The sequence below is a fragment of the Pedobacter sp. GW460-11-11-14-TSB4 genome, from assembly GCF_059423705.1.
Map to the genome: position 1 here is coordinate 1 of NZ_JBWKYI010000027.1, position 19,159 is coordinate 19,159.

Sequence of the window (19,159 nt, forward strand, 5' to 3'; positions counted from 1 at the left end):
AATACCAGCACACCTTAATAAAATAGTAATGAAAACGCTTAAAAAATCAATTTTATTGACCAAAACCGTTCTTAATTTTTTTGGATTTTTATTCAATCAATCCCTAAACAGAGATAAACTAAGTAAAAAGTCAGGATAAAATTACCCTAACTAAATAACGGAGAGATATTAAAAATCGTGATAGATATTTCTAAACGAACTTCTTAACCCTATTGTGATTAATCCTGTTTTATTCAATCCCAGTTCATTACTTTCTCTTCTATAGGTACCCGCAACTTCTAACCTTAAATTATACTTAGGGTTTAGTAAATAAGCAACCTGCCCTTTCAAATAATATAGGTCTGTACCTATACCTTGCCCGATATGGCTTCCATATTGAACAGATCTGGTATCGTAGCTTTTAAAGACATCTCCACCATAATTCATCCCATCAGGATCTAGACCATATCTGGAGTATAGTGCTTGTCCTTGCAAATCGAACCGCTTATAGCTATAATTTAAAATCCCTAAAAATTCCCTGAAATTTGCCCCACGCGGGTGAGCTAAAGATTGATTGTAATTGGCATAGTTCGAAATACGATCGAAGTGTGCATAGGTATATGGTCGTGCAGTATTAAATTCGGCAAGATAGTTTAATCCCTGTACTTTAAAAAGATCAGATCCCCGTACACCAAACTGAACAGCAAATTTATTTGCCCAATAACCGTTTCCTTTAAAAAATTCTTTTGCAGTAAACTCATCAAACATGAATTGTCCATATAATGCTGTTTTTTCTAACAGTTCATATTTTAGGTTAATTCCTAAACGCATTTTATCTGGCGAGGTCGTATTTGTGCTCTCAATCGGGCGCAAAAACATAAATGGGTGGATATAGTTAAAATCAAATCCACGTTTGCCTTCCGGTTCTGCATCAGCCCAAGTAACCGCCTGAAAGAAACCAACAGAAAAGCGTTTAGTAGCATTCCAATCCACATAATGTGCGGCCATCCATTTCCCACGATCTCCTAATCTTCTGTCGCTAGCTAACTTAGGTGCTCCTGGATCTAACATATAGGCAAAAATGGTTTGATATTGAACGCTCCCTACTGTTGCTCTTAACCTAAAGAAAGAGTAGTTAGAGGAAACGTCTGATAATAACATCGATCGATAACCATCACCAATAAAGTTTTTATCGTAACCTAAGGCAAAATTTAAATATTTACTCGGCGTGTAAGACAATAGGGCAGTAACATAAGACCAATCTTGTTTATCTGCTCCCAATTTTCCATATCCTTGCCCAGGCACTACCTGGTTGGCTACGACAAAGTTATTTACATAGTTTACAAATTTGCCCTGATTTTCAAAACCATTTAAATAGAACGAAAATTGTTTCCCAACATTGCCACCTACCTGAAAACCTCTGGTATTTAGCCATGTTGATCGATCTGAACCAAAGTCTCTACCGATTTGAAAATCCGGTAGAAAATCGGCATAAATATTATAGTCCTCATTTTTAAATTCCAGAAGATGCTCCTGGAATAATTTACGATGTACCCAGCTTCTTTTATTTAAACTGTCTGTCCCTACATTCATCAAGGAATCAAAATGCATTTGCAAGGCACTATCATCCGCATAAAAGCCCTTAATGGCAGAATGGAATTTCAATTGTTGATCGTAAACCGAAGGATTTAGCTTTTGATAAAACTGATAATCATAAGGAATGTTGCAATTAGGGGTAGGATTTTGTGCATCAGCAGTTAAAGCAAAAATGGCCATTAAGGCCATTAAAAAGATTTTTCTCATCATTTTCTATTCGTTAATTAGCTTATCCAGTTCTTCAAATATTGAATTTTTACTCTTAAATTCTGGAACCAGTTTTTTCATATTCATTACCACTTGTCTATTACTATCAGATTTTGCAGATGAAATTAGTTCATAAATCTGTTTTTCTACATCAGCAAATACATACTCCCTTACTTTACCAATCATAATTTTTTCATGATGGGTAGGCATAGTATTTTCATTGTCGTTCAGTAATTCTTCATATAATTTTTCTCCCGGACGTAAGCCAGAATATTCTATTTTAACATCAACGTTGGGTTCCAAACCTGCAAGTCTGATCATCTTTTTGGCTAACTCAACAATTTTAACCGACTTACCCATATCAAAAACAAAAATCTCGCCACCTTTGCCCATACAGCCAGCTTCCAATACCAAACGACATGCTTCTGGTATAGTCATGAAATAACGTGTAATTTCTGGATGAGTTACCGTAACTGGCCCTCCCTTTTCTATCTGTTGCCTAAACCTTGGTATAACAGAGCCATTCGAACCAAGAACATTTCCAAAGCGAGTAGTAATGAATTTAGTAATCGGTTTAACATTCAGCTCGTTTATATATTGCAGACCATTTGTAAAAATAAATCCATCCGTACTTAATGAATTGTTGAGTGACTGAACATAAATCTCCGCAATCCTTTTTGACGCACCCATAATATTGGTCGGATTAACCGCCTTGTCAGTAGAAATCATTACGAACTTCTGAACCCCGTACTTAACAGATTTATCGGCAATGGTTTTAGTCCCCAGTACATTTGCTTTTATGGCTTCTGCTGGATTATCCTCCATCAAGGGCACATGCTTGTATGCTGCTGCGTGATATACATAGTGCGGTTTATAGGTTTCAAACAATTTATCCATGCGCTGCTCATCACGAACATCACCAATAAAAGCGTGAAAGTTCTTAGTCTTATTGGTCTCTTCCAATTCCAGAAAAAGCTCATGAAGGGCAGTCTCAGATTGGTCACATAGAATGATCAGACCCACATTAAATTTAGAAAGTTGACGAACAATCTCACTCCCGATTGAACCAGCGGCTCCAGTAATCAAGATTCTTTTTTTATCTAGCATCTGGCCGATACCGTCAATATCGATTTTGATGGATTTGCGGTTTAATAAGTCTTCGATATTTAACTTTTGAATCTGGGCGGGCTTTAACTGTCCATTGGTCCAAACATCAAGAGGTGGAATATTTAGAACTTTAATGTCATTCTCTAAACACAGATCAACAATTTCGTCCTTTTTCTCATCTGGTATGGTATAGGAGGCAAAAATAATCTCATCTAATTCATGCTCACCGATGAGATATGCAAGATTAGCTGCATCCAAAATTTTCACACCATCAATTGTTTTACCTACTTTTCGTTGATCATCATCAACAAAAGCAACAATATTCTTATTTACGCTTCCATCATGGTCAAAAGTTCTTTTCGTGGCCAAGCCCGCCTCACCGGCACCATAAATGATCACCTTCTTTTTATCAAGATTAAGGTTTTTCACATAGATAAAAAAATACTTAATTAGCACACGATAGGTCATTAATAACAAAAAGCTCGTTAAACCATTTGTAATTAATATTGCAAAAGAAATTAATGGGTACTGAAAAAAAGTTATGGCGATTAGATTCAGTACAAAGAAAGTACCGTTAGAAATAATAACAGATATTAAAATACGAAACGAATCTTGCGCACTAGTATAACGGATAATACCGGTATATGTCTTAATATGTAGGAAAACCCCAATATTAATGGCGCCAATAATCAAGAGATTCCTGGCCAATTCGGGTAAATCGATCGCAGTTAAATCTAAATTATGCTTAAGGGAATAAGCAAATATTAAAGAACATGTGCAAATGATCAGATCCAATAAGAAAATGACCCAGCGAGGAACAATATTAATTTGTGTAAACAAAATACAATAGGCTAAATTTTAGTAAAGATAAGCATTACAATAAGATTAATACAATTCTAATTCAACAACATCATCCCTTTCGAATGCATCTAAAATCTTTGTAAATCTTGCCACGGTAGAGCATGCATCAATACTTACTCCTGTACCAATTACAGCGCCACCACCGATATATGAATTTGGATATATACTACAGAAATCTCCAATTATTGCATCATGATCGATGGTTACATTCGCATTAATCACAACATGTTTACCAATGAGGGCTCCAGATTGAATTACTGCACCTGCTAAAATAACACTGCCTTCACCAATAATCACATCATTGGCAACTATAGCTTTCGAATGGATAACGATTCCAAATTCATGTACAATATACCTAGAAATATTTCTTCTTACTTCATTGTTACCAATGCCAATGACCATTTTGGCCTCCTGCTCTACACTCTCATGATAAGGAAAAACAGGAATATCATTAATGGAGGCTAAATCTTTATTATCATCAAAATAAGTAATTAACCGATCACCCCTCAATTTAATAGCATCGCCAATTACTCTTGCGTGGCCTCCGCCACCGTAAATTACCCAATCACTCATTACTTAACTTTAAGTTAAACAAATGTTCTTTACCCTCAATTCTAAACCGTAGAGTAACAAAAACAACCAGACACACCATCAACAATAATAATGCCGATAACAAATTGCCCTGAATAATGAAAAGAATTAAAAGATTAATTAAAAGCTGTACCACTAGGTAAAGTGCGACCACAGCTAATTGTGGCCATTTTTTTTCATTGGCCAAAAACTGATAAAAATGTGAGCGATGTGCCTTAAAAATGTTCTCCTTTCTTACTACTCTGAAGAAAATAGTGGTCACTGTATCGAGGCCATACATAAGAAGAAATAAAATATAGGCTGGATTCTGGGTTTTAAAAATAAGTTGCCCTAAAACAAATACAATGATAAAAGCTATGCTTACACTGCCTACATCTCCGGCAAAACATTTAGCTTTCTTCCTGAAGTTGAAGAAATTAAAAACAACTAAAGATATGATAACCGTTAGAAGCAGTTCGATAGAAGTAAAATCAATTATATATTGATCAATGTAATAGAGAGTAGCTAGTAATAAAAGGCTGTATCCCCCTGTAATCCCATTGATTCCGTCCATAAAATTATAGGCGTTTATGGTCCCTATCACTACGATCACCCCAATGGCTGTAAAATACCATGGAAAATAAATTACGTCTAATTGCGTAAATAGCAACAATACTGATAAACCATGAACCACTAAACGTACTTTATTGTTTAGTGTATGCATATCATCTAAAAAGCTGATTAAAGCAATCAGAAATAATCCGATAGTGAAAAATAAATACTGAAAACCAAAAAGAAAAAAGGCAAGCAGCCCTGCAATCCCAAAAAGAATCCCACCCCCACGGATGGTAACTGCGGAGTGCGAACTTCGATGGTTGGGTTGATCAATTATATTATATCGATCGGCGATTTTGAAATAAATTATTTCAATAATAAAAAGACCGATAAGGATGATTATTGCAAGTATAGCTGTCATAAATCTTAATATTGGCGAAGATAAAGAAAATTAAGAGGGGCTGCATAAAAAAGAAAAAACAGACTTGAATTCAGTCTGTTTACATTAGTATTAACCTGTTTAACTATAAATAGTCGTTTCCAAAAATGCTTACCATGCCAGCGGCAACCTGCTTAATTTCTTGCTCATCTGATTTTGGGTAAATCAGCAACACTTTCCCATCATCCACAATAATATAATTTTCCATTCCTTTAATAACAGCGGCCTTATTATCTGGTAACTGTATTATACAATTAGAGGTTTTATCTAAATGTAAAAAAGCACAATTTACAGCATTCGCATTAACATCCTTGTTGGCTACAGTATGTAAGGATGCCCAGGTACCTAAATCAGACCAACCAATATCAGCAGGAATGGTATATACGTTATCGGCTTTCTCTAATATAGCGTAGTCAATAGAAATATTTGGCGCTGTGGGATAGTTTTCTATAATATAATTCGTTTCTTCTTTGGTATTATAGAAATTATCACCTCGTGTAAAAATCTTGTCTATATCAGTTGCATACTTATTAAATGCTTTTTTTATTGCTTTAACCGACCAAATAAAAATGCCAGCATTCCAAACGTAATCGCCATTGGCTAAGTATTCTTCTGCTTTCTCCAGAGAAGGCTTTTCCATAAAAGCTTCAACTTTTTTTACTTCCGATAATCCATCTTGATATCTAATATAGCCATAGCCTGTATCTGGTCTTGTTGGGCTAATACCGAGTGTAAGTAATGCATCGTGTTCAGCAGCAAAAGTTAAGGCTTGATCCACTTTAGTTAAAAATTCTTGCTCTTTTAAAATAAGGTGATCTGATGGTGCAACAACTATATTTGCATCTGGATTGATTTGAAAGATTTTATAACTGGCATAAGCGATACAAGGCGCAGTATTATTGCGACTAGGTTCCAACAATATATTATTAGCTAAAAGGTTTGGTAACTGATCCGCCACCAAACCAGAATAACTTTCATTCGTGAGAATATAAATTTGTTCTTTAGGACAGATGTTTAAAAACCGCTCATATGTCAGTTGTAATAAGGATTTACCTAATCCCAATATGTCTATAAATTGCTTAGGAAAGTGGTTTCGACTTTTTGGCCAAAAGCGGGAGCCAACACCTCCCGCCATGATTAACACATAAGTATTATTGTTAGTTCCAATCATTATCTTTAATTTCTTGGTATACTTTGGAAACCCCTTCTTCCAATTTTATTTTTGCTTTCCAACCCAGCCCGTTAATTTTATCAACACTCATTAACTTCCTAGGAGTACCATCAGGTTTTGAAATGTCTGTCAAAATATTACCTTGAAAGCCTACCGTTTTTTTAACCAATTCGGCTAAAGCTAAAATGGAGATATCTTCTCCAACACCAATATTAATTAAACCTGGTTCATCATATTTTTCCATTAGAAAAACACAAGCTTCAGCTAAATCATCAGCATGCAAAAATTCTCTTTGAGGCGTTCCACTACCCCAAATAGTAACTGACTTTTCTGCATTTTTCTTAGCAATAATAAACTTGCGAAGCATGGCGGGCAATACATGCGAGTTATTTAAATCATAATTATCATTTGGTCCATATAGATTTGTTGGCATAACTGAAATAAAGTTACAGCCATACTGCTTACGATAAGCATCGCACATTTTAATGCCCGCAATTTTTGCTATTGCATATGGTTCATTGGTAGATTCTAATTCACCTGTTAACAAGTATTCCTCCTTTAGTGGTTGAGGTGCTAATTTAGGGTAAATACAAGACGAGCCTAAAAACATCAGTTTTCTAACTTTATTTACATAAGCTTGGTGGATTACATTATTCTGGATCATCAAATTCTCATAAATAAAATCAGCTCGATAAGTATTATTTGCAACTATTCCACCAACCTTAGCTGCTGCTAAAAAAACATAGTCAGGCTGCTCGTTTTGAAAAAAACTCGATACAGCCAAGGTATCTCTCAAATCTAAGACGGAGGATGTTGCAGTTAATATATTGTCAAAACCGTTGCGTTCTAAATTTCGAAGTATTGCTGAACCGACCATTCCTCTATGTCCAGCAATGTAAATTTTATCGTTCTTATTCATTTTATATTGATGATGGCAGCCTACAAAGCCTCTTAATACATTATTTTGTTACTAATGTTACTCAAATTGGTTTTTAACACTGTATCCTGCGGCCTTTAACATCAACTCTTTTTTGAAGTGGTCCACATCAGAAACCATCATTTCACTAACTAGAGCAGGTAAATCATATTTAGGTATCCAACCTAACTTAGTTTTCGATTTTGTTGGATCTCCAATTAATAAATCAACTTCTGTAGGCCTAAAATAGGCAGCATCAACAGAAACAACTTCTTTTCCAATTTCTAATTGGTAATCTGGATTAATACACGATACAACGTACGCTTTCTCATCAGCTCCTTTCCCCTTAAATTCAAGTTCAATTCCCACTTCTTTGAAAGACATCTTTACAAAATCTCTTACTGTTGTTGTAACCCCGGTTGCAATTACATAATCTTCTGGAGTATCTTGTTGCAGAATTAACCACATTGCTTCAACATAATCCTTTGCGTGCCCCCAGTCACGTTGCGCATCCAAATTGCCTAAATATAGCTTATCCTGTAGCCCTAATGCAATTTTAGCAGTACCTCTTGTAATCTTTCTGGTAACAAAAGTTTCTCCCCGTAAAGGGCTTTCGTGGTTAAATAAAATTCCATTACAGGCAAACATACCATATGCTTCGCGATAGTTAACGGTAATCCAATAAGCATACATTTTTGCAACTGCATATGGAGATCTTGGATAAAATGGTGTGGTTTCGCTTTGAGGTACAGCTTGAACCAGACCATATAATTCTGAGGTAGATGCTTGGTAGATTTTAGTTTTTTTCTCTAAACCAAGTATGCGTAATGCTTCTAACAACCTTAAAGTTCCTATCCCATCTGCATTAGCTGTATATTCTGGTGTATCGAAACTTACTTTCACGTGGCTCATTGCACCTAAATTATAGATCTCGTCTGGTTGAACTTCTTGTACAATACGGATAAGGTTGGTAGAGTCGCTAAGATCTCCATAATGTAACTTAAACCTTACATTACTTTCATGTGGATCCTGATATAAATGATCTATACGATCTGTATTAAATAAAGAACTTCTTCTTTTTATACCATGTACTTCATATCCTTTTTTCAAAAGTAAATCGGCAAGATATGCTCCATCTTGACCTGTAATACCTGTTATTAGAGCTTTTTTCATTTTATAAATATTATTCATTAACATCAAATGAGGTTGCTGTTTTTACCAATCCTTCATCACTTTTAAGTGGTAAGTTATCTTTAATTACCTCTTTTATTTTTTTATTATTTACTATATAATTTTCTGTTAGTTTATTTAAACGTTCACTATTTAGGGGCATTTTAGTATAATCTCCAATTTTAGCCAAGAATTTAACCAAATTTATATTAACTCTCCATAAAACGGCCTTTTTATCTAAAGCGCCTGCAAGTATTTCAACAACTTGATTGGTTGATAAAGCTTCATCATCAGCTACATTATATATACCTGAAGGCACATTTTTTTCTAGCAGGTTGCTAATTACAAAACAAAGATTATCAACTGAAAGGAATGATCGTTTATTTTTAAAAGCGGCTAAAGGATATGGGATTCCTCTTTTAACGAATTGAAACAATAGATTCAAATTACCTTTATTTCCTGGACCATGTATCATACAAGGCCTTAGGATATAATAAGATTTTCCTGCTGGCAATTGTTGGTTCATTATATATTGTTCAGCCAGAAGTTTGGATTTGCCATAGTGTGTTTTTGGCGAAGGAATAGCATTTTCAGTTAGTTCTCCATCTACTATATCAGCAACAGCCTTTACTGAACTTATAAAAATAAATTTCTGAGCGTCAGACTTTATAAATGCATCATACAGTTTTTTTGTAAGCTCAAAATTTACTTCATAATATTCATTTGCGCCGCTCACATTCTTTAAATCATGTGCTTTACCAGCTAAATGAACAATTGCTTCTGTTCCATCTGGAAACTCGATATTAACGTTTTTCAAATATACACGATCCAATGATGTAATTTTGTAATTAACATGTTTTGTTAAGTAATTAGTCAAATTTTGACCTACAAAACCAGATGATCCAGTCAATATTAAATTATGTATCATGTTAAAAATTACTTAGATCTCATTTGGTGAGCTTGTGTTATTAAAGAAGTTATCCGATTTATTTGTTTCTATTCCTAATTTTTCTTTTCTCTTGCCAGTAAAGCCTTGGTATTATTTTCAGATATGGCATTATTCTGGAAAGCTGTTTTTTCGGTTCACTAAAAATCCGACTGATCCATATAAATTTAAGGGCTCCAACATTTGCATCAGGCAAAGCAATTTTTCCTATATAAAAATTAAATGCTGCTCCGATTGCAAACAATATTCCACTATTTAAATAAGGAATTAAATTTGCTATAAATAACTCCTGTTTAGGTGCACCTAGTGATACCCAAATAATTTCAGGCTTTAATATGTTAATTTTTTCTGCAATTTCGGCATAGTTGAAATCTTCAACTTTTTCAAATGGTAATGGCATTACATCTAAATGCGAATTGTCTACACCGTTTTTCTGGAGCGTAGCTTTTATTTGATTGGAAGTTTCTTCATCACTACCTAATAAAAGTTGTTTGTATTTTTTCTCTATATAATAAGCAAAAATTTCGGGGCCATTTAATGCTCTTAATCTCTGTTTATGCACCATGCCCGCCAGCATAGCAATTGAACTTCCGTCACAGGTATTAATTAATGCTCCATTTAACACATTCCTAAATTGCTCATCTTTTTGAGCAATTGTAAGCACATTTGCATCTACCACACACACATACCCTTTTTGCGAATTTGTTATTGCTTCTTCAATGGTACTTTTCAGTAAATGATGATCAAACTCAAGGAAAACATTGAAATATTTTTGCATTTTATATGCCATTCTAAATCCAATTAACTATTTATTGCTCCAATAAGGAAAGAAAGGTTTACCCTCGGTTTTGATCCAGCTAATAGTTTCTTTAACATTTTCATCCAAATTAGGATTAGATAAACCAAAGTTATCGATTGTTTTCTGCATTGGAGTTGGATAGTTATCAATCATATTGTTAAATCTCTCAGAATGTAAAGGGAACGGAATTCCTATTTTTTTAAGAATATCTCCACCATAAGAAACTAATTGCAGTAAAAATTTTGGGAAAGTCCTTAATTTTTTATTGGTCAGTTCCTGACTAAATGCACTTATCCACTGGACCGAGTTCATTGGATTATCTCCTACATAATATACCTGTTTATCAACAAGTTCTATTGGAGAAATTATAATCCCATAAATCTGATGTACAACATTTTTCACATACGCATACGATTTAACAGGATCCACGCCTTTTGGATGAAAATATAAACCTTTATCTATAATTTTAAAAAATTCGTTTGGATAGCGCATATTCCAAGGCCCCCATACATTGGTAGGTCTTATTATGGTCCAAGCACACTGCATAGATGAGTTAGCGGTTGCCTCTTCACTGATTTTTTTACTAACACCGTATGCAGTATGGGGCTTAAAATCTTTATCGTTTGAAGGCAATGGTAACTCGTTCGACTTGTAAACATACTGGGTTGAAGTAATCACGACGTGCTTAATTGACTCGCAGCTCTCAATTACTTTAATCAAATTTGCCGTTCCCTCTGTATTTTCATAATAATCTTCCAATTTATCACTTGCAGTATCAGTTCTGGCTGCAAGGTGCACCACATGAGTCGGTTTAAATTCATTAAAAATTTTAGCCAGTTTATCTTCATCCATGATATTGCCCTCTACCCAAAATTTATTATGTATTGAGTTTAGGGGTTTTTGTTTATCAAGGTTTATAAAATTATCTATTTCATTACTCAACAACAAGTCAATAAAATTTGATCCAATAAATCCTGAGCCACCGGTTATTAATAATTTTATATTCTTCATATTTCACCAAAAACGTTATCCATATTTTTTAAAAATGTATTTATCGAGTAATTATCGACATATTTTGCCCTGCCATTATCGCCTAATGTTTTACGCAACTCTTTGTCATTAATGAGTAGTTCCAATTTAGCGGCAAGATCACTTGCATTATTTGGTTCAACCAGGATTCCATTAACTTTATCATCTACTACATATGGAATTCCATTCCATCTGGTAGCAATAATTGGCACCTTAAATTGCATTGATTCTACCAGCACAATTCCAAATGTTTCAGAAGGAACTCTCGTTGGAAAGCAAAAAATATCCGCTTCTCCAAAAACCTTCCATTTTTCTGCCTCTATTTTTGTACCTAAAAAAAATACATCGCTTGTTAAATTATACTTTTCAATAAGCTGTTCTATCTGAACCTTAAATTCTGCTGAGATAAAAATCCCCACAAGTTGAAGACAAAATGGAATGCTTTTTTCCTTCAGTATCCTAACTGCCTCTATAAGCTCAAGCATTCCTCTTTCTTCATACATTGCCCCAACATAGAGTAAGTTTGGTATTTCGTTTTTTACCGATCCAAACTTGGCGTGATATGATGGGTACTCATCTTCAATACCATTAGGTACTACAAACAACTTTTTAGCTTTTAAAACCACTTCATCTCCATGACTGTAGTTCGTAAGTGTGATTAAAATATCAGGTTTGAAAAATGCAATTCTATAAAAGAATTTTGCCACTGGATTCAAGTTGGCATAAAGCCTAGAAGAGCCACCTGCATGAGTATGAAGTATTGTTTTTTTAAAGATAAACCGGATAGGCGCAAGCAATAACATATCTCTATACATCCCGAGCTTATTTGGCCCAGCCGGACCATAATACAGGATATTTGCATTATAATAGAAACGGTAAACCCAAGTTAATATAATTGCTTTGAATAAGCCCCAAAACTTATATAACTTGAAACTTCCCATATCATCAAAATCTCTTGAAAATTCAAGCCTTACATGAAATAGTTCTGCATTTTTATATTCTCCATCCAAAAGTGTTTGAAGCATTAAAGCTTGTCCACCATAAGGAGGAGGGGTCTGTCCTAAAACCAAGATCCTTTTCTTTCTTAACATATATTATTACTTAAATGATTGTTGGCTGGCGTGAGGCTTGTCTGTAATTGCGATTTTGTACTTATAAGCGAATCACTATAGGAATAAATGGCAAAGAAAAACAGAAACATTAAGTAATAACTAAAAACCATATCTGCATAAAATCCGTAGCCTAGAAAAATTGCGAAAAAATAATAGTTCTTCTTATTAACTTTTGGTCTTAAAAAAAAGAACAAAAAATATAGCCCCCCGAAAACTCCAAAGTGGGCGGTAAGCATAAAGTAGAAATTATCAAAAGTAGGCTCAAGCCCCATACTCTTTATATCTACCCCGGTAAATAAGTAAGAAGCCGAGCTCGTTTCGAGTACTCTATTAAGAAGTTCTACCCTACCATTAAACGTACCGTATGCCAACATCCTGGTTGTCTCTTCCTGAGAATTAAATATTATAGGGAAGACAAACACCAAACACAGAAAAATTGTGAGAGAAGCTAAAAAGGCAAGAAATAAATACCAAGAACTGTACCTTTTAACAAAAAAGGTAAAGAAATAAGCAATTAAAGTTGAAATAAACACCCCCCTTGAACCCGCAATATATAACATTATAACAGCAAATATTATATACCATCGTTTCTTTTCTATGGTAAAATAATATAAAAAAATAGCAATAAAAAGCGTAAATTCAGGCATGCTGGCAAAGGTTGAAAAGGGCCTAACATCACCTCCGCCAATAAATTCTCTTTCATCAGCAAAACTTAAACCAGATTGAATCCAATTGATTTCTACAGGGGAATAGCCAAATATCTTCTGTGAAATTCCGTACAAGCAAACTACAATAAAAAAAGGGATAGATTTATTAACAAGTTCGTCAAAATTCGCTCTCTTAAACATTGGAATGGCCAGAAGCAACAAAAAATACATTATAAAATTTCCGTATGAATTAATATTTCCGGTAAAAAAAAGTATTATGGAAATAATCAGCACAAATAAAATAGAGTTTTTTGATATACGAGGTGTTAAAACTGTTAATAATGGAATAAAAACAATTGTATTGTATATGCCTGCATTGAAAGCAAAAAATCTCTTGATAAATGAAAAAACATTAACTAAAATAAATCTGAAAAACATTTTTTATTATTGGTTAAGGTTTTAAACAATTTATTGAGGCACAAAAGTAAGGTTTTCGTTTTAATAATTCCATGCGAAATGAAAACTAGTATTGATACAAAAAATTGTAAGTTTAGCGTACAAATTCTGTTACCAAAAAAAGGTTTATGTAATCAATTACTAAATACTCCTTATTAATTTCGCCGGATTACCAGCATATATGCTTTTATTTTCAACGGCTTTCACCACTACGCTACCTGCTCCAATTACACATCTTGTTCCGATATTAGCTGTTATCACAGCATTACTCCCAATCCAAACATCAGAACCAATCGTTATTGTTGATCTGCCAGCTGCCTTTTGGGCACTAATTGTTTGATTGGGATCGTCGAATGCATGTTGACTTGTTCCACTGATAAAATTTACGAAGCCACCAATTATAACATCGTCTCCCATATTCACCTCACCAATAGCATTATATAATCCGATCAATACACGGTTTCCAATTCTAGCTGTTGGATATTGACAAAAACTCCCATACTTAAAAACTACATCGGTACCTAAATGGGCTAGAGTGGCCTTATAATAGAAATATCTTAATTTTTGCCCAAATAAAAACGGAAACTTTGACACTACTATAGATACTTCTGTATAGGCTCCCGCATAGATAGCCAATTTACCAAAAATTATAAAAAGCAATGAAAAAGGTAGCGCCATCAGCGAAATAACTCCGAAATATGTGTTTTTAAGAATTTTAAAAATAACATTCATAGTCAAATATTAAATCCTAATTATTTTTCATTGATTACCTCTTCAAATACTGAGGTCAACCTGCCTGCTAGGCTAGTTCTAAGATATTTTGAGATATTTAATCTTTCTATTGGGACGTTATCCTGATGTCTTTTATAAATTTCTAAAATAACATCAGCAATCTTTTCCGGATCCTCATTCTCGGTTAGGATTATTTCTTCAATTCCATTAACAACATCCGCTATCCCTCCTTTTTTAGCAGCTAAAGCTAAAATTGGCCTTTTGCAGCCTAGGTAATCGAAAATTTTCCCAGTCTGCTCTGTCTCCTGACCACTACCAATAAGAATTAATGCATTAGAGCCCTTCATGTAAGAAACGGTATCATAATAAGAAAGATATCCTACCGAAACAAAATGATCGGAAAGTTCAAGATCGGCTACAATTTTGTTAATTTCAGGATTAATCTCGCCAACGTAATTGAATATAATATCAATACCCTTTTGCTTTAGTATTTTTATTGCCTTTAGAAAATAGGTTGGGTTGCGGAAAGATTTACCACTTAGAAATTTGCCAGCGTAGGTAATTGTAAATTTGCTAAATGGTTTTGCAGGGATCGGGTCATAATCATCAGGATCATAACCATTCGGAATAACAATAAAGTCTGTAGCTGGCCTATTTGGATAGGCTTCGCGATATTGTTGCGCCATTTTTTCTGAAACGACAATTACACGCGATGCCTTATTGAGCACTATTGGCTCCAGAAAATTATTTAGTGGTCCAAATATCTTACCCTTTAAACCTTTCAGTGGATTATCGACTACTGCCAATTTCCAGGGATCGCGTAAATCTATCACATACTTTATACCATACCGTGATTTAGCAAAAGGCGCTACAAGTAATGGAAAAAATGGATCACCAGTAGCAAAAAGCAAATCAGGCTTCTCTTTTTTTATGATCGATCCAATCGTTGTAAACAATGGTTTTAACCATCTGGTTGGTAATCCTTTCCGCAAGCCTTTTAAAAAAATAGGTTCAGTAGAAATCCCTGTTCTGTATATTATTAAGTCGTTAGGAACATCTTTTAATAAGCTCGTATCAATTAAGAAATTGCTTTCTTTATAACATTCTTCTTTTACAGTTACCACTACAGGTTTCCAATTAAAATTCGGAATGTATTTTACAAATTTAGTTATACGAAAAGTACTTATTCCACCAGCAGGAGGGAAATAAGTAGCAAGCATTATCACTTTTTTCATATCAACTATCCCCTATGTTTTACTGCCCTGTACAACTTTCTGAGCACTCTGTAAAGTAAAGTTCTGTATACTCTACCATAAGGAGCGTAATCCCAATATGATTTTCTTGGTGCATTTAAAATGCTGTCTAACTGCTCCTGAGTAAGATCGAATTTTTTCAAAACATAAGCAGTATCTTCCTTTTGCAGGTCTTCAGGATAGGTAGATTTTTTAAGCTCTTCTAATGCTGAATCTCTTGAAATTTCTCCGGCACAAATAAGACTTGAAAGATGGGATCGTCTTTTATCATAACCAAATTTTGTAGGTAACCAATATCCCTGAAACCAACGGGTATAAATAGATTCGTAGTGCTTACCTCCATAATAACGCCATCCAATCTCTTTTTCTAAAATAGGCATCGCATCTTTCTTAGAAAAATCTATATAATCCAGAATGTTAATAAATTTTTTACTATAAGGTGGAAACAGAAAATTAGCCAGATTTAAGTGTGGGAATGTTTTCAACTTCACTTTCCCAAATTTCTTATGGATATTTTTTATATATCCCCAGTCGAAATGCCCCTGAGACCATTCTGCAGGTAGATGCGTTTCTGTTTTAACATTATATCCTGTTAAAATATTATCCACATTTATCATTTTCGCTGTTCTAAGCATCGAAACCACAATAGCGTGATCACTTGGAATTTCGGAATCGGGAGTTGAGGCTTTTAAGAAAGCCAATTGCAGATCTCTAAATTCATTCCAATCTAAAACAATAGTATGTAAATCAATTTCTAATTTACGGCATATATTTTCTACATTTTTAATTGCTAATTCCGAATCCCAGCCATTATCGAGGTGTACAGCTAAAGGCCTTAAGCCAAGCTGTTTTACCTTATAGGCAACGTAAGTACTATCTACACCACCACTAACACCTATTACGCAGTCGTAATCATTATTCTTATTTTTATCTTTTATTCTATCTACAATTTCCTTAAGTTTTTTTTCACCTTCTTCACCAGAAAAAACTTTTCGCTTTATCTGCAAATCGTGGGTATGGCAATGATTACATACTCCTTGTTCATCAAATACAATATCCGGATCTGATGTATCCATTACACACTTCGTACATATTTCGTATGGTCTTGTCATAATTTACTTGGTATTAAATAAGGTTAATAATTCTTGGTATTGCGGATAGGTAATCAAAACAGCACGATGAGGACCATGAAAAACAAAAAAAGCACCCGCAGCAACTGCACTAGCACCGGCATCTACAGCATCTTTAATATCCTTTAAACTGCCAATTCCTCCTAATGCGATAAGGGGAGCAGATATTTCTCCACTGGCCTGTTTTATTAATGTTAAATCAGATCCTTGTAAGGTACCGTCTTTATCTACAGCATTTAACAAAATTTCCCCTGCACCTGCATCAACTGCCTGTTTTATATAACTTATCCAATTTTCATTAGCATTTTTTCCTTCACTTGACTTAAAAAGCTTAGGTCTTTGAAGCCAGTCTTTTTTAACATCTACTGAAACAACAATAGCAGAGCTGCCAAATCTTGCGACCAAATCCCTTACCAAATCGAGGTCTTCTAAAACTGCTGTCTGCAGGCAGATTTTTTCAACTCCTAATTTGAAAATTTTATAGGCTTGGTCAATTGTTTTAATCCCACCACCATAACACAATGGCATAAAACATTCACCTGCAAATTGCTCTATAAGACCGTAATTTGGCTCGCGTTTTAGTTTGCTTGCATCAATATCGAGCACCATCAACTCATCTACTTCTTTTGTATTGAAAATACGCATTGCATTCAATGGATCACCAATGTATTTCGGAGCAGCGAATTTGGTTGTTTTTACAAGACCACCATGTTGATTTAGTAACAGGGCAGGTATAACTCTATGTTTAAGCATTTATATTGATAAAAAATTTTTCAATAATTCCATTCCAAATCGATGACTCTTCTCCGGATGAAATTGAAAACCATAAATATTGTCTTTTTGTACCGAAGCAGTAACATCAGAACCATGATAGGCTGTTGCTACAACATGATTAGCATCTTCACAGACAGCATGATACGAATGAACAAAATAATAACGTAGTTCTTCATCCTGAATAGGAAATAACCCATTAGATTTATACACCTTTATAGCATTCCAACCCATATGAGGAACCTTGATTGGGTTTTCGGGTTGTGATACAAACTTTATTAGCTTTCCAGGAATCCATCCGAGTCCTGGCAGTACTCCTTCTTCACTTTCATCAAAAAAGAACTGCATACCCAGGCAAATTCCCAAAACCGGTATTTTTTTTTCGAGTGCTACAATATTTAAAGCCTCAACCCAACCGTGTTCGTTCAACTCCTTCATGCCCACATCAAAAGACCCCACACCTGGCAATATTACTTTTTTTGCCTGAAGTAAATCCTCAGGTGAATTAGCAATAATTACTTCACCACCCAAACGATTAATCATATTTACCACCGATTTAGTATTCCCTAACGATAAGTTCGGTATGTATATCTTGTTATTATCCATTGCACTGAATCTAATATTTCTTTTCTATCTAGATGAAATTACCTCAAGAATGCGTTGACCTGTTCTACCATCACCGTAAAGACTTAAACCAGAATCTATTGTTTTTCCATGCATTGCTTTAAAAGCACTTACAATATCAGCATCTACTGGAGAGGCTAACATATTTACGCCAGCTTCAATGAGTTCAACCCACTCCGTTTCATCGCGAAGCGTTAAACATGGCTTTAAATGGAAAAATGCTTCTTTTTGTACGCCGCCACTATCCGTCATTACCAGCGAACAATTTTGCAACAACCAGTTCATCTCTAAAAATCCAACAGGTTCAATTATTTTAATGTTTTGATGTAATTTTATACCATCTATTTTTTTAATCACACCTGCAGTCCGCGGATGAATTGGAAGTATAATTTGATGATTTGCAGCAATTATATTTAAAGCATCGATTATATTTCCAAGTCTTGATAAATCGTTTGTATTATCTGCTCTATGAATGGTACATAGTACAAACTCTGATTCAATATTATCAACTTGAGGTCGTTTCGCTCTTTCCTTGTAAAATAGGGTTGCATCGTACATTACATCTCCAACCTGATAAACTTTATTATCAGTAACCCCTTCATTTTTGAGATTATGAATAGCTGTGATTGTTGGAGCAAATAAAAGATCAGACGCATGATCCGTCAGAATTCTATTAATCTCTTCGGGCATCTTACGGTTAAACGACCTTAGGCCAGCCTCAACATGGGCAACAGGAATATGTATTTTTACGGCCGCCAGCGCACCAGCTAAAGTCGAATCAGTATCTCCATAAACCAATACCCAATCTGGTTTTTCGGCTAAAAGCACTTCTTCAATTGCCTCTAACATTCTACCCGTATTCTGTCCATGGCTGCCACCACCAATTTTCAATTGAAAATCAGGCTTACGAATATCTAGTTCTTCAAAAAACACATCAGACATATTAGCATCAAAATGTTGCCCGGTATGGATCATAATCTCTTCTACACCTTCTATGTCTCTTATTACCCTTGATATTACCGCAGCTTTTATAAATTGTGGCCTAGCGCCAATGATTGTACAAATTTTCATATTTTTCAAATTAAACTA

General features: G+C 34.6%; 18 protein-coding genes. All 18 read right to left on the reverse strand.

Annotated features, from left to right (window positions below; all coding sequences use genetic code 11):
* Window positions 1-168: 168 nt before the first annotated feature.
* The 18 genes from AC07YT_RS20355 to wecB all read right to left on the reverse strand — a co-directional run bounded on the left by AC07YT_RS20355 (window position 169) and on the right by wecB (window position 19,141).
* Window positions 169-1,785, reverse strand: a complete 1,617-nt coding sequence (locus AC07YT_RS20355) for a gliding motility protein RemB (RefSeq protein WP_494945500.1) — start codon at window positions 1,783-1,785, stop codon at window positions 169-171.
* Between the two features lie 3 nt (window positions 1,786-1,788).
* Entirely contained in the window at window positions 1,789-3,729 is a 1,941-nt protein-coding gene (locus AC07YT_RS20360) for a polysaccharide biosynthesis protein (protein ID WP_086548116.1), read from the reverse strand.
* Window positions 3,730-3,774: 45 nt separating this feature from the next.
* Window positions 3,775-4,323: a PglD-related sugar-binding protein gene (locus tag AC07YT_RS20365; RefSeq protein WP_086548117.1), complete on the reverse strand. Its 549-nt coding sequence runs from the start codon at window positions 4,321-4,323 to the stop codon at window positions 3,775-3,777.
* Entirely contained in the window at window positions 4,316-5,296 is a 981-nt protein-coding gene (locus AC07YT_RS20370; RefSeq protein ID WP_086548118.1) for an MraY family glycosyltransferase, read from the reverse strand. Before AC07YT_RS20370 ends, AC07YT_RS20365 begins: the two co-directional genes overlap by 8 nt.
* Before the next feature lie 103 nt (window positions 5,297-5,399).
* Window positions 5,400-6,485: a mannose-1-phosphate guanylyltransferase gene (locus tag AC07YT_RS20375; protein WP_494945501.1), complete on the reverse strand. Its 1,086-nt coding sequence runs from the start codon at window positions 6,483-6,485 to the stop codon at window positions 5,400-5,402.
* Window positions 6,472-7,404 carry a GDP-L-fucose synthase family protein gene (locus AC07YT_RS20380; RefSeq protein ID WP_086548119.1) on the reverse strand — a complete coding sequence of 311 codons (933 nt, stop codon included), beginning with the start codon at window positions 7,402-7,404 and terminating at the stop codon, window positions 6,472-6,474. The genes AC07YT_RS20375 and AC07YT_RS20380 overlap by 14 nt, the downstream gene beginning before the upstream one ends.
* A 57-nt stretch (window positions 7,405-7,461) precedes the next feature.
* A complete protein-coding gene (gene gmd, locus AC07YT_RS20385; RefSeq protein WP_086549445.1) occupies window positions 7,462-8,574 on the reverse strand; it encodes a GDP-mannose 4,6-dehydratase in 1,113 nt (370 codons plus the stop codon).
* A gap of 10 nt (window positions 8,575-8,584) precedes the next feature.
* Window positions 8,585-9,499 (reverse strand): NAD-dependent epimerase/dehydratase family protein, encoded by a 915-nt coding sequence (locus tag AC07YT_RS20390; RefSeq protein WP_494945502.1) that lies wholly within the window; start codon window positions 9,497-9,499, stop codon window positions 8,585-8,587.
* 58 nt (window positions 9,500-9,557) lie between these two features.
* Complete coding sequence (locus tag AC07YT_RS20395; RefSeq protein ID WP_494945503.1) at window positions 9,558-10,295, reverse strand: WecB/TagA/CpsF family glycosyltransferase; 738 nt, start codon at window positions 10,293-10,295, stop codon at window positions 9,558-9,560.
* Window positions 10,296-10,322: 27 nt separating this feature from the next.
* Window positions 10,323-11,327 (reverse strand): NAD-dependent epimerase/dehydratase family protein, encoded by a 1,005-nt coding sequence (locus tag AC07YT_RS20400; protein WP_086548121.1) that lies wholly within the window; start codon window positions 11,325-11,327, stop codon window positions 10,323-10,325.
* Complete coding sequence (locus tag AC07YT_RS20405) at window positions 11,324-12,436, reverse strand: glycosyltransferase family 4 protein (protein WP_086548122.1); 1,113 nt, start codon at window positions 12,434-12,436, stop codon at window positions 11,324-11,326. The genes AC07YT_RS20400 and AC07YT_RS20405 overlap by 4 nt, the downstream gene beginning before the upstream one ends.
* Window positions 12,430-13,542 (reverse strand): O-antigen polymerase, encoded by a 1,113-nt coding sequence (locus AC07YT_RS20410; RefSeq protein ID WP_145954282.1) that lies wholly within the window; start codon window positions 13,540-13,542, stop codon window positions 12,430-12,432. The genes AC07YT_RS20405 and AC07YT_RS20410 overlap by 7 nt, the downstream gene beginning before the upstream one ends.
* A 159-nt stretch (window positions 13,543-13,701) precedes the next feature.
* Window positions 13,702-14,292, reverse strand: coding sequence for an acyltransferase (locus AC07YT_RS20415; RefSeq protein ID WP_086548125.1), 591 nt, complete (start codon window positions 14,290-14,292; stop codon window positions 13,702-13,704).
* 20 nt (window positions 14,293-14,312) lie between these two features.
* Window positions 14,313-15,527, reverse strand: a complete 1,215-nt coding sequence (locus tag AC07YT_RS20420) for a glycosyltransferase (protein ID WP_086548126.1) — start codon at window positions 15,525-15,527, stop codon at window positions 14,313-14,315.
* 5 nt (window positions 15,528-15,532) lie between these two features.
* The gene (locus AC07YT_RS20425) at window positions 15,533-16,657 is read right to left on the reverse strand and encodes an N-acetyl sugar amidotransferase (protein WP_086548127.1); all 1,125 of its coding nucleotides are present in this window, start codon (window positions 16,655-16,657) and stop codon (window positions 15,533-15,535) included.
* Between the two features lie 3 nt (window positions 16,658-16,660).
* Window positions 16,661-17,428 (reverse strand): AglZ/HisF2 family acetamidino modification protein, encoded by a 768-nt coding sequence (locus tag AC07YT_RS20430; RefSeq protein WP_086548128.1) that lies wholly within the window; start codon window positions 17,426-17,428, stop codon window positions 16,661-16,663.
* Window positions 17,429-18,052, reverse strand: coding sequence for an imidazole glycerol phosphate synthase subunit HisH (gene hisH / locus AC07YT_RS20435; protein WP_086548129.1), 624 nt, complete (start codon window positions 18,050-18,052; stop codon window positions 17,429-17,431). It abuts the gene before it with no gap.
* Window positions 18,053-18,076: 24 nt separating this feature from the next.
* Window positions 18,077-19,141 carry a non-hydrolyzing UDP-N-acetylglucosamine 2-epimerase gene (wecB, locus tag AC07YT_RS20440; protein ID WP_086548130.1) on the reverse strand — a complete coding sequence of 355 codons (1,065 nt, stop codon included), beginning with the start codon at window positions 19,139-19,141 and terminating at the stop codon, window positions 18,077-18,079.
* Window positions 19,142-19,159 lie beyond the last annotated feature (18 nt).